15 protein-coding genes are annotated in these 11,598 nt (G+C 61.7%); 9 read left to right on the top strand and 6 right to left on the bottom strand.

Annotation, left to right across the window (positions count from 1 at the left end):
• The 4 genes from C7438_RS02330 to C7438_RS09100 all read left to right on the top strand — a co-directional run.
• Positions 1-2,208 (top strand): SpoIID/LytB domain-containing protein (locus C7438_RS02330; RefSeq protein WP_121443719.1); only part of this gene is annotated, 2,208 nt, incomplete at its 5' end.
• 187 nt (positions 2,209-2,395) lie between these two features.
• Entirely contained in the window at positions 2,396-2,800 is a 405-nt protein-coding gene (gene speD / locus C7438_RS02325) for an adenosylmethionine decarboxylase (protein ID WP_121444053.1), read from the top strand.
• Positions 2,801-2,972: 172 nt separating this feature from the next.
• Positions 2,973-3,692 (top strand): thymidine kinase, encoded by a 720-nt coding sequence (locus C7438_RS02320; protein WP_211322019.1) that lies wholly within the window; start codon positions 2,973-2,975, stop codon positions 3,690-3,692.
• An 812-nt stretch (positions 3,693-4,504) separates the two neighbouring features.
• Entirely contained in the window at positions 4,505-5,290 is a 786-nt protein-coding gene (locus tag C7438_RS09100; protein WP_170143494.1) for a CAP domain-containing protein, read from the top strand.
• Positions 5,291-5,381: 91 nt separating this feature from the next.
• Here C7438_RS09100 and C7438_RS02305 read toward each other — a convergent pair whose 3' ends face one another.
• The 3 genes from C7438_RS02305 to C7438_RS02295 form a co-directional block, all read right to left on the bottom strand.
• Positions 5,382-5,705, bottom strand: coding sequence for a spore coat protein (locus C7438_RS02305; protein ID WP_121443716.1), 324 nt, complete (start codon positions 5,703-5,705; stop codon positions 5,382-5,384).
• A gap of 44 nt (positions 5,706-5,749) precedes the next feature.
• Positions 5,750-6,019, bottom strand: coding sequence for a ferritin-like domain-containing protein (locus C7438_RS02300; protein WP_121443715.1), 270 nt, complete (start codon positions 6,017-6,019; stop codon positions 5,750-5,752).
• A gap of 268 nt (positions 6,020-6,287) precedes the next feature.
• Complete coding sequence (locus tag C7438_RS02295) at positions 6,288-6,566, bottom strand: YggT family protein (RefSeq protein WP_121443714.1); 279 nt, start codon at positions 6,564-6,566, stop codon at positions 6,288-6,290.
• A 94-nt stretch (positions 6,567-6,660) separates the two neighbouring features.
• On the opposite strand from C7438_RS02295, the gene C7438_RS02290 reads away from it, so the two are divergent.
• Complete coding sequence (locus C7438_RS02290; protein ID WP_121443713.1) at positions 6,661-7,323, top strand: thiamine diphosphokinase; 663 nt, start codon at positions 6,661-6,663, stop codon at positions 7,321-7,323.
• A gap of 33 nt (positions 7,324-7,356) precedes the next feature.
• Here C7438_RS02290 and C7438_RS02285 read toward each other — a convergent pair whose 3' ends face one another.
• Entirely contained in the window at positions 7,357-8,166 is an 810-nt protein-coding gene (locus C7438_RS02285) for an RluA family pseudouridine synthase (RefSeq protein WP_121443712.1), read from the bottom strand.
• Positions 8,167-8,345: 179 nt separating this feature from the next.
• Here C7438_RS02285 and C7438_RS09095 point away from each other — a divergent pair, with 179 nt between their 5' ends.
• From C7438_RS09095 to C7438_RS09535, 3 genes are all read left to right on the top strand, one after another.
• Positions 8,346-8,486: a hypothetical protein gene (locus tag C7438_RS09095; RefSeq protein WP_170143425.1), complete on the top strand. Its 141-nt coding sequence runs from the start codon at positions 8,346-8,348 to the stop codon at positions 8,484-8,486.
• A 251-nt stretch (positions 8,487-8,737) separates the two neighbouring features.
• Entirely contained in the window at positions 8,738-8,881 is a 144-nt protein-coding gene (locus C7438_RS09090) for a hypothetical protein (protein ID WP_170143493.1), read from the top strand.
• Positions 8,882-8,959: 78 nt separating this feature from the next.
• A complete protein-coding gene (locus tag C7438_RS09535) occupies positions 8,960-9,091 on the top strand; it encodes a hypothetical protein (RefSeq protein WP_289626227.1) in 132 nt (43 codons plus the stop codon).
• A gap of 77 nt (positions 9,092-9,168) precedes the next feature.
• Here C7438_RS09535 and C7438_RS02280 read toward each other — a convergent pair whose 3' ends face one another.
• Both C7438_RS02280 and C7438_RS08990 read right to left on the bottom strand, forming a co-directional pair.
• Positions 9,169-9,438 carry a spore coat protein gene (locus C7438_RS02280; RefSeq protein WP_170143492.1) on the bottom strand — a complete coding sequence of 90 codons (270 nt, stop codon included), beginning with the start codon at positions 9,436-9,438 and terminating at the stop codon, positions 9,169-9,171.
• A 29-nt stretch (positions 9,439-9,467) separates the two neighbouring features.
• Positions 9,468-9,704 carry a hypothetical protein gene (locus tag C7438_RS08990; protein WP_147401965.1) on the bottom strand — a complete coding sequence of 79 codons (237 nt, stop codon included), beginning with the start codon at positions 9,702-9,704 and terminating at the stop codon, positions 9,468-9,470.
• A gap of 222 nt (positions 9,705-9,926) precedes the next feature.
• Here C7438_RS08990 and C7438_RS02270 point away from each other — a divergent pair, with 222 nt between their 5' ends.
• Complete coding sequence (locus tag C7438_RS02270) at positions 9,927-11,525, top strand: nicotinate phosphoribosyltransferase (RefSeq protein ID WP_121443709.1); 1,599 nt, start codon at positions 9,927-9,929, stop codon at positions 11,523-11,525.
• The last annotated feature ends 73 nt before the right edge of the window (positions 11,526-11,598 follow it).

Genomic DNA, 11,598 nt, shown 5'->3' with positions numbered 1-11,598 from the left:
ATGACGTCGTTTGCGGCGAACGCGAGGGAGGCGAGGCTTGGGGAAGGGATCCGGTTGAGCTTTACGGCGCGGGACGACGCGGGGATTTACAAGTTGCTGTTGTACCGAGAGGATTACGATACAAACGGGAACTTGAAGGAGTCGTTTCGGGTAGTACAGACCAAGTATGTGACTCCCGGCAAGGAGATTTCGGAGACGTTCGTGGACGTACCCTCGGAGCCTGGGGTGTACAAGTACGGGGTGCACGTAGTGAACGTGAACTACGGGTGGAACGACGAGAGGAACTCGCAGAGCGGGTTTTCTCCCGGGGTGTACGGTCCGATTGAGGTGAAGGTGAGGGCGACGACGCCCGCGGTGACGTCGTTTGCGGCGAACGCGAGGGAGGCGAGGCTTGGGGAAGGGATCCGGTTGAGCTTTACGGCGCGGGACGACGCGGGGATTTACAAGTTGCTGTTGTACCGAGAGGATTACGATACAAACGGGAACTTGAAGGAGTCGTTTCGGGTAGTACAGACCAAGTATGTGACTCCCGGCAAGGAGATTTCGGAGACGTTCGTGGACGTACCCTCGGAGCCTGGGGTGTACAAGTACGGGGTGCACGTGGTGAACGTGAACTACGGGTGGAACGACGAGAGGAACTCGCAGAGCGGGTTTTCTCCCGGGGTGTACGGTCCGATCGAAGTAAAGGTCGTCCGGCCTGTAGGGTTAATTCAGCCCATTCGCGTTCTCTTGAGTGAAAACGGTCGGAGACTCGCGGTAACCCCACGAGGGGACTACATGCTTTTAGGCCCCGACGGGAAACTTCTCACTCTGGTATCCTCACAGGATACGGTAGAACTCATTTCTCAAGACCCGAGCACCATCCAAATTTTGAAAAACGGAACGTTGTTGCAAACCGTATCGCAAAAGGTGCAGTTTTTTGCCGTGCAATCCGGCGCGCAGATTCAGTATCGACGCGTTCTTCCCAAAACCGCCGTTGTCACCGCAGACGTTCTCAACGTTCGCTCGGGTCCCGGGACGAATTACTCCGTAATCGGCAGTTTGCCCCAAGGGTCTCGAGTTTCCGTGCTCGATTTGGCCCTCGACGGTTCGTCGCAGGAGTGGTACAAAGTTGCGCTGGGAGACGGAAGGGAAGGGTATATTGCGAGTTGGTACACGGACAGAGGGGGGGCGGGTTCGGACGGTGTGTATCGGACGCACCTCACGGTAGTCAACGATTCTGCGGGGCTTCAGGTGATCAACGAACTGGAATTGGAAGACTACCTCAAGGGTGTTGTACCTCGCGAAATGTCGGATTCGTGGCCCATAGAGGCGCTCAAGGCGCAGGCAATTGCTGCTCGGACGTACGCGCTGAGCGCGCGCAACGCGAATGTCAACGCCTTGTATCACGTGTACAGCGACGAGCGAAGCCAAGTATATGGAGGAGTCACCGCAGAACAGCCAAACGCCAATCGGGCGATCGAGGCGACGCGCGGCGAGGTGCTCCGGTACAACGGAAACCTTATCAGCGCCTACTTCAGCGCCTCGAACGGCGGATTTACGGAGCGAGCTGAAGACGTATGGAGTGCTTCGCTTCCGTATCTCGCGGCCCAGCGGGACGAGTTCGATGCCAACGACGGCAAGAACCCGCACTACAACTGGAGGAGGGAATGGACGGCATCCGATCTGCAGACGAAATTTCAACTCCAAACTCTCACGGGAATCGAGGTACGGGAGCGGACGAGTACGGGACGCGTGAAAGCCGTGGTCGTCCGCGGTGTGGACACAGCCGGTACGAGCAAAGAAATCCTGATCCGCAATGCGGATAATGTACGTATCAAATTCGGCTTAAAGAATATCCCCAACGACCTTTTCGTACCGGAGGTGCGCGTGGCGCGGGATTCGATTCCTTCGTACGTTCGTGATGCGAACAGCGCCTTTCAAGCGGCCGATCCCCTACCCAGAGATACGCTCCTCGCGGTTCTCGAAGAGGTTCCTGCACCGAACAACGGAGGAGTGTGGCTGCGCGTACGGCTTTCGGACGGTAGCGAACGCTATGTGGACAAGACCGGGGTCGTCCCGACGAAAGTCGTCTTTACGGGAAGCGGTTGGGGACACTCGTTGGGGATGTCCCAGTGGGGAGCAAAAGGTCGCGCAGAGAAGGGGCAAAGCTACCGCGACATCCTCTCCTTCTACTTCCCCGGCGCAAGGATCGAAAAGCTTTGGTGACGAACTCCCAAGCTTTGATCCGGCAAACCTATTGCCAAAGGGGGGGTTCCATGGTAAGATAAGCTGCGTGGCTATACAGGGCATGCGAAATGCGACGTTCACTCGGCGGTGGGGAGCTGCTCCCCTGGAGTGAGGTCCTCCTAGCTCGCAGCCCACGACGCTAGGAAGGGGGGGGTGCGCGATGGCGATGGTCTACAGCACGTCGGGCCGGCACATCGCCGTCGACCTCTGGGGTGTGGACTTCGACCTCTTGAAAGATGCGAAGTGGCTGGAAGGCCACGCGGTCGAAGCCGTCGAGCGCACGGGCGCTACGGTGCTCGGCGTACAGTCCCAACAGTTTGAGCCCCACGGGGCTACCGTCCTCGTACTGCTTTCGGAGAGCCATCTCTCCATCCACACGTACCCCGAGCACGGGTTCGCCGCGGTGGACGTATACACCTGCGGTGAGCACGTGGTTCCGGAAGAGGCGATCCGCTACCTCATCGAAATCCTCAAACCGGAGAAGGTGTTCGGCAAGAAACTCGTCCGGGGAGAGGGCGACATGCGGGTAGAGGACGTCTCCACCGCCCGAGGCGAACTTCAAATCCGCTGAGGGCTGCCGGCCAACGCCGGGGACCGCACCCGGCGGGAAGCTTGAGGGGAGGAGGAGCGTACGCTCCTCCTCGTTCTTTTTTCGGGGCGGGCAGGGAAAGGCCGACTTCGACGCGAAAGGATATTGAAGCATTCCGGACGTGTACCTCGGGCATCAGGGAGGCAGGATCTCAGTGCTTCAAATACCCGATCGGCAAGGACCGTGGCTTACCGTCGTAAGCGGGCCCATGTTTGCCGGAAAAAGCGAATTTCTCATCACCCTCTACCACGGCTTGAGGGAGAGCCGTGGGTGGGGGTCGGGATACATCGGGGTATACAAGCACGCTTTGGACAAGCGGTACGGCGAAGGCGAGATCGTGAGCCATACCGGGAAGCGGATTCCCGCGATTCCCGTGGGATCTGCCGAAGAGCTCTATGCGAGAATTCGCTCCCGCGGCGAACGCGTGGTCCTCGTGGACGAGGGGCAGTTCTTCCTCGATACGGATTCCGACGGAAGCTTTGCCTTTGTCCGGGTGATTTCGCACCTGCTCGGTCGCGGGCTGTGGATTGTGGTAGCCGGTTTGGACAAGGATTTCCGCGGGCTTCCCTTCGGGCCCATGGCCGACTTGCTCGCGCTTGCCGACGAGCGGATCAGCCTGTTTGCCCGTTGTGCGGTATGCGGCGCTCCGGCGACGTTTACCCAACGCCTCGTAGATGGGAAGCCGGCTCGGGCGGACGAGCCGCTCCTCCTCGTCGGTGCGGAGGAGGTGTATGAGCCTCGTTGTCGGCGGTGCCATCGCGTAGAGGGAAGTCTTCGGTCTGCAAAGTCCTTCGCGTTTGGCCTTAGGAAACCCGAAGAGCCCGAGCCGTCGTCGGTAGAAGAGGAGGCGCCTTCTTTCCAAAGGCCTCGCTGAGATAATCTGTCTAAAGTTATCGAGAAAAGACGCCGATCCCCGAAGTAAAGGTGCAAGGGGACTTCGCCGCGGATTCCGGAGACGGGCGGCCGAAGGACCTGCCTTGGCCGAATGGCTTCGGGGAGGGAAGTTCCGTGCGCGTGCGGCTTTGGGCCGTGTTCCTCGCCGGCGCTTTGCTTCTTACGGGAACTTTCGTCGGCGGCTGCTCGGAAGTCCGGGTTTTTCCCCTTTCAGCTTCAGGGGTTTCGTCCGGACACAAGGGAACAGATCTTCCTCCCTTCGGCGGCGAAAATCGTACCGCGGAACGTCCCGGCGGATCGCCTTCTTCCGGAACGACGGAATCCGATGGCACCCTCACCTCGGAGTCGCCGCCTTCCGCCCCTTCCTCATCGGAGGTCCCCTCTTCCACCGCGATCTCTCCTCCTACCGAAGAAGGCGGGCCGGTTCCGCCCTCGTCCAATGCGAAGACTATGGGTGATCCCGCGGCTGCGGGTTCGCATCCTTCCGGGACAAAGTCTGCGGACGGCTCTAAGGCGGGAGTGTCCTCTCCAACCACGGGTTCGCCTCTTTCCGCGACAAAGTCTGCGGACGGCCCTAAGGCGGGGGCGTCCCCTGCGATCGCGGATTCGCCTTCTCCCGACACCAGGGCTACGGGCGATACGGGGTCGAGCACGCCACAACCGACCACGGGATCCCGTGACTTCTCGTCCGGAAACCCGGCAAACGAGATTTTCCCGCTGGGGGCGTCCTACGCCGAAGTTGCCGCGGTGTGGGGAAATCCTACGTGGCAAGGGACAACTCCTTACGGAGAGGTGTTTTGGGCGTACGAGAGGGAGGGGAAATTCCGTCGCGGCGTATACTTTTCGAGCGGGAGTGCGGAATCCTTCGTCCTCGGTGCGGGGGAGAGGTTTCTCGATTGGCGGGTGGACACACGTGTCGTACCCCCGAAAAGCACTGTTTCCGTTGCGTATCGGGGAGTTACCCTGCGCGTAAACCCTATGCCCCAGGATTTCGGCATTTTCCTCACAGCTTCGTCCGACGGCCGGGCGGCCGTAGAGCTCTTCGTCGACCACGCCGCAGGCGATACGCTCCTCTACCTTCGGGTAAGTCGCTGGGAGCGTATTTTGCGCGAACGGCTCTATCCCGTGTCCCTTCAGTACACGCCCCCGCGCCCGGAATGGCTTACGGAAGCGCTCGGCGCTTCTCCCGCCTACGGAGACGATGTTTTGCGGACGGAAGAGCGCTACCTCGCCGGCCTCGTCCGAGATTTCCGCTTAAGGAACGGCCTTTCCCCCCTCGCGTGGGACGAAGCGGTTGCACGTGCGGCCAAAGGGCACAGCATCGACATGCTGACGAACGGGTTTTTCGCCCACGTGTCTCCTACGAACGGAACGCTTGCCGATCGCCTTGCCCGAGTGGGGGTTTCCGATACGGTTGCAGGGGAGAACATCTCGCGGGGCTTCGACGACGCCCTCGAAATGCACATCGCCTTCCTGAATTCTCCCGGGCACCGGCAGAACGTCGCCTTTCCCAAATACACGCACCTGGGGACGGGAATGGCGGGAACGTACATGACCGTGGATTTCATTGGTCGGTGAAGCCGCGCGTACGGTTTCCCTTGCCGACCGGAAAGCGTACAACCCTCCCCGTTTCGGGGAGGGTTGTGCTTTCTCAGCGAAGGGACCTGCGTCAGTGGGGCATTTGCTTTCCTTTGGCTTGGGCGAACATTTGGTAGATTTGATCCAGCTTTGGTTGGTCTTCGGCCTCTACCGGGTACCAACCCTTGGCGAAGAGGTATTCGAAGAGCTTGCGGTTTGCTCCGTGGGTCTCTGAGAGCATGTGCACAAGGTCGTTGTGGAGCTGCTCGGAGGTAGCTTCCCACGCGGCGATGTTGAGGCCGCTCATGATGTACTTTTCCATGGCGAGTGCGTCACGGGCGAGGTCGTAGTCGCTGATCGAGGTCGTTTCCGGAATCGCCTGTGCTCCCGGCGGCTGAAGCATCTGAGGGCTCAAGGGGTTTCCCTCCTCATCGCTGGGTTTGCTTCTCGGACGGGCGTTCAGCGTACCGCCTGCGGTTCTCGGGTCATCTGCGCCTGAGCTTGGAAGGACTGGATCTGTGCGGCGTTTTGCGTCTGCAGGTGCCCGAGGAGCGTGTCGTAGTGCCGGCGGTGCATTCCGGCGATCTCCGAAAAGAGCTGCTTGAGTGCGGGATCTTGAACCTGCTGTTGGAGATTTGTGCATTTCTTGACGGCGAGGAGTTCCCAGCCCAAGATGTCCTTGAGGTAGAGGGCGTCCTTGGTCGTGATCACGTTGGGCGGCTTGACCATCGTGCGTACCCTCCTCTGCGGATTCGGGGTTCGAATTCTCCCGGAAAGACCCTGCGTGGGCAAGCCCTCGGGTCTTCGGGCGTAGTGTGCCTAATGTCCCGCCTTTTATGCGAAACACGGCGCGCGTTCGGTGGGAACTCGAGAATCGCCGCGAGGTTCTTTCTTGGAAGTTGGCGTAGGGCTAACCGGGAAAAAACGGTTCGCCCCCGCAAAACGAAAGGCCGGTAAGGATCCCGGGTCGGGGACCTTACCGGCGGGCAACCGGTTCTCACCAGGCGTACAATACGGTGTACAGGCCGCGCAAGAGGAGCATCGCGAGGAATTTGTAGACGAACAGGGCGAAGATCGGCGAAATGTCGAGGATTCCGATCGGAGGGATGATCCGGCGGAAAAAGCCCAGGTATGGTTCGCTGATCTCCGCAAGGAAGCGTACGAATCGCGTATTGTACAAAGGCGGGATCCAGGAGGAGAGGATGTACAGGATCATCGCGTAGAAGTACAGGTCTATCGCCCAACTCGCGAAGAGCAGGATGTACTCGCGGATCATCGTCCACCTCACGCTCTGAAACGGCGGGATTTTGCGTCACGCACAAGTATACCACCGCGTGTGTGAAAGGTCGAGGGAAGGGGAGGAGAAGGCGATGCGGAAGGCGTTCGTCGTCGCCGGCGGCGCCAAGGAGGAAAAGGATTTCCGTTCCCTCTTGTGGTCAGAAGGCGAGGACGCGGAGGAGGTGGTTCTCATCGGCGCCGACGAAGGGGCGCTGTGGCTTGTCGAACGTGGCTTTCGCCCGGCGCTGGCCGTGGGGGATTTCGACACGGTGGGCGACGAGGGGGTTCGACGTTTGAAGGCCGCGGGAGTTCCCGTCCGTACCTTTGCCCGCGAAAAGGATGCGACCGATACCGACCTCGCCGTGGAAGCCGCCCGAGAAGAATTCCGTCCGGGCGTCCTCGTCGTATACGGCGGCATCGGCACGCGTTTCGACCACACGTTGGCCAACGTCCACATCGTGTACCGGCTCGTTCGCTCCGGATGTCAGGCGTATCTCGCCGACCCCCACAACCGCATTCGCCTTTTGGGGCCGGGGGTTCACGTGCTCCGGTCGGCCTTCCCCTTCGTGTCCCTCCTTCCGTGGAGCGAGGAAGTTCGCGGGATTACCTTGCGGGGATTTCGCTATCCGCTGGACAACGCCTCCCTCGCTTGGGGGACGAGCCGCGGGATTTCCAACGAACTCCTCGGCCGAGAGGGGGAAATTCGAATTCGCGAAGGGTACTTGCTCGTCGTGGAGAGCCGGGACACCCCGTGAGTTGCCCCCAGTTTCCGGCGCTTTGGCCGGAACTTACGGACGGCGGGCAAAGGATTCGACGACGTCCCTTAGACGGGGAAAATGCGTCCACGGGACTTCCCGTGGAGGCAGGGCGACGAACTCAAGGGGTTCCCCCGTCGTCGGATGCGCAAAGGAGAGGTAAGCCGCCCAAAGGCCAATGGGGCCTTCGCCGGGCGGCTTTTCTCGGTTGCGTTCTGTTTTGCGCCCGTATACAGGGTCTCCCCAGATGGGTGTCCCCAATGCGGCGAGTTGTACGCGGATTTGGTGGGGACGCCCGGTGACGAGGCGGACGTGGAGGAGGGAGAGGCCGTCGGAGTATTTGAGCGTCTCGTAGTCGAGCACGGCTTCCTTCCCGGCGGGATCTCCCGGGTCGACCAGCCGAACGCGCGGCTTCCCGGGAATCTTTCGAAGCGCGTGCCGGAGTGTCCCCTTTTCCGGCTGGGGGAGTCCCACGACGACGGCGAGGTACCCCTTTTCCCAGCGCCGTTCCCGAATGGCGGCGAAGAGGCGTGCCGCCGCCTTGCTCGTTTTGGCAAAGGCGAGTACGCCTCCGACCGGCCGGTCGAGGCGGTGGAGGAGAGCGAGGTACGCCCGTCCCGGCTTTGCCTCCCGGATCTTGCGCCGTTCCTTGAGAATGTCTAGGAGGTTGGGACGTCCCGTGTCGTCGCCTTGGCTGAGAAGTCCCGGGGGCTTTACGACCACGAGCACGTGGTTGTCCTCATAGAGGATCGGAATTCGGTAGCCCGCGGCCTCCCAAGTCTCGGCTTGGGAGCCGTCTGCGTCCTTGGGAGCATGTGGGTCGGCGCCGAAAGGAGTATCCATACGCATTCCTCCCGATCGTCGTGGGCGTTCACCGAAAAGGGTCCCGTCAGTCCCGAACCATACCACGACCGCGGCAAAAAGGGAACCCGGCGCCCGTTTTCTTTCGCGGCGGGCCGAATCCCAAACGGCAGGGCGGGGACGTGCATAGGGTGTAGCGCTCGCGGGAGGAGGTGAATGGCATGGCCATGGCGGGTGCCGGCGCCGTCGCGGGAAGCGGCCTCGACGGTTTCTTCGGCGGTGCGGGGATGCGTACCTTTGCCTTCGCCATCGTGATCTACGTGCTCCTCGTCATCGTCCTCGACGGCCGCTGGTGGGGGTAAACCTTACCGGTGCTGAGGCGTAAGCCCTACGGCCCCGCGCCCGATGGACATCCGCACACGCACCCGGAAGGCGCGGGGCATACCGTAGGGCGGGGCAAGCGAAGGAGGTGAACGGGATGTTCCAGAGCGGCTACAACTTCTTCGCCTTCGCGATCGTGATCTACGTCCTCCTCGTGATCATCTTGAACACCGGCGTGTTCGTCCCGCGTGCGTAAGCCTTCGCCACACCTAGAGAGAAGGAGGTGTTCCGAATGAGCTTCGCGCAAGCGCAGGCGGCGGCCGGAGAAGCCCAGCTCCTCGTTCCCTCCGGGGTGAGCGTCTTCGCCTTTGCGGTGGTGATCTACGTCCTCCTCGTGATCATCCTCCGCGCCGGAATCCTCGGCCCGACCTACTAAACCCGTCTTGCAGACTTTCCCTCGCTCCCGATACCGTTTCTCGTACGACGAAGAGGGAGAAGGAGGTGGGCTTGCACCATGACCAAAGCTTTCGCCGCGGCGCAGGCCGACGGAGGGTTTGCCCCCTCCTCCGCCTACAGCCTCTTCGCCTTCGCGGTAGTGATCTACGTCCTCCTTGTGATCATCCTCCGCGCTGGGCTTCTCGGTTGACCTCAGCGTGGGGGAAAACCCTGCACCCGCCCCTTTACGGGCGGGTGCAGGGGCGTATTGGGTGTGCCGTGGGGGCGCTACGCTTCCCGCGCCTCCAGGGTTTCTTTGGCGAGCTTTACGTCGCCCTGCAGGAGAGTCTTCAGGTCGTAGGCGGGGTACAGGCCGAGTTTGCTCATCGCGTGAAAGACCTCACCCTGAAAGCCCAGCCACTCGCCGAGCTGCCGCAGGAACGTCTCGCGCACGACGGGCGTCGCCGATTCGATCGCACCGCCCGTCGCCCCCCAAATGATTTGCTTTGCGGAAAGGTTGATCCCCTGAAGGACGTGGCGTTCTTCGCGCGTAAGCACGCATATGCCCTCCTTCCTTGTTTCTCGCGTTAGGAAACGTGGGCGGTTTCGAGGATCGCGACGATCTCGCGGATGTGCTTCTCCAGAAGCGCTCGGGTACGGGCTACGATGGTTCGGATTGCCTCATGTTGAATGGACTTTTCCTTTTCGCGTAGATCCGAAAGGGTGTAGGTGTACACGAGGAGCTGTTCGTGCAGGGAGAGCGCCTCGTGGGGGGCGAGGCGTACGACGTGCGACGCGTACTGCACCGGCCAGAAGGCGTACACGTACGTTCCCTCCTCACTTCCCTCGACGTCCTCGAGGTTCTTCGGCCGCGGGGCCCTTTCCTGTGTATTCGCCTGTACGCGGGGTGTGTAGGCGGCTGCGGACGCCCAGGGAAAAACGCCTTTCTTTCTTGCCGCGTCGCCGGACTTACGATAGATTGGGAGCAGCAAAAAATCGTTGCGGCCAACCCGCAGCCTCACGGAAAAGGCAGGTCGGTGAAGCACATGCCGCCGAAGACACCCGACGAACGAAACCCCGTAGACGTACGGCCACAGGGAGAGGTTCCCGACGCCCGCGTCGCCTTTTGGGGCGACAGGGGGCTTTCCCCTCTCGTGACGGACTACTACCAGCTCACGATGATGTACGCCCACTTCCGCCGGGGAACGGCAGGAAAGCGGGCGGTTTTCGACGTCTTTTTTCGTCGCACCCCGTGCGGGAACGGGTATGCGATCTTTGCAGGGCTCGCCCAGGCGCTCGAATTTCTCGCCCGGCTCCGCTTTACCCGGGAAGATCTGGAAGAACTGCGCCGGCTCGGCTTTACGGACGAAGACTTTCTCCGCGCCCTCGCAGAGTTCCGCTTTCGCGGAGACGTATGGGCGGTACCCGAAGGGACGGTCGTCTTCCCCTACGAGCCACTCCTTCGCGTCGAGGCGACCCTCTTCGAAGCGCACCTCATCGAGACACCCCTTTTGTCCATCGTGAACCACCAGACGCTCATCGCGACGAAGGCCGCACGTGTAGTCACCGCCGCCGACGGCGATCCCGTGCTCGAATTCGGCCTTCGCCGTGCCCACGGTCCGGAAGCCGGAGTTTGGGGGGCACGGGCGGCGTACATCGGGGGCGTGCACTCCACTTCCAACGTCTACGCGGGAACGCGCTTCGGGATCCCGGTGACGGGGACGCATTCCCATGCCTTCGTCCAGAGCTTCCCCTCTGAACGGGAAGCCTTCCTCGCCTTTCTCGATGCCTTTCCCGAACGGGCCATTCTCCTCGTGGACACATACGATACCTTGCGGCAGGGCCTTCCCACGGCGGTTGAGGTCTTGCGGGAGCACAGGGAGCGGTTGGGTCGTTCCCCCGAGGTATACGGCGTGCGTTTGGATTCCGGAGACCTCGCCTACTTGTCCAAGGTGGCGCGGCGCATGCTCGACCGCGCCGGCCTTAAGGACGCCCTCGTCCTCGCCTCCGGAGATTTGAGCGAGACGATCATCCGCGATCTCAAGCTCCAGGGGGCCCGCATCGACGCTTGGGGCGTGGGGACAGACCTCATCACTTCGGCGGATTGCCCCGCCCTGGGCGGCGTCTACAAACTCTCCGCCGTCGCCTCCGACGGAGGCGCGCTCGAACCCGTGATCAAGGTGAGCGACAACCCGGAAAAGATCACGAACCCGGGGCGCAAGCAGGTGTGGCGCTTCTACCACAAGCGCCGCGGGGAGGCGATGGCCGATGTCATTGCCCTCGACGAGGAGCCGGTGCCTTCGGGCCCTTACGAGATCTTCCACCCCGTCTACACCCACAAGCGCAAGATTCTCGAAGACTACGAGGTGCGCCCCCTCCTCGAGCCCGTCTTGCGCGGGGGGGAGGTTCTCGCTCCGCCTCCGAGCGCTTCCGAAGCACGGCGCACCGCCCAAGAGGAGTTGGCGCGCTTTTCGCCCGAGGTGCGCCGTCTTCTCAACCCTCACGAGTACATCGTGGACCTCTCGCTCCCCCTCTGGACGCTCAAGCAAAACCTCCTCCGTCAGGTCAGCCGTCCCGCGCGGCCGTATGCCGCCGAACCGTACGACCAAAACGGCAACGGGAACTCCGGATCTCCTCCCTCGTAGGGGGCGCAACCGCAACCGAGGGTTTCCGTTTCCCCGGATTCCTTCCGTTTCGGGGCACGAGGAAGGTCTCGCG

The organism is Brockia lithotrophica (assembly GCF_003633725.1).
GTDB classification, from domain to species: domain Bacteria; phylum Bacillota; class Bacilli; order Thermicanales; family DSM-22653; genus Brockia; species Brockia lithotrophica.
Note: the sequence above shows the minus strand (reverse complement) of the source record. Positions and strands in the feature narration are given on the sequence as shown.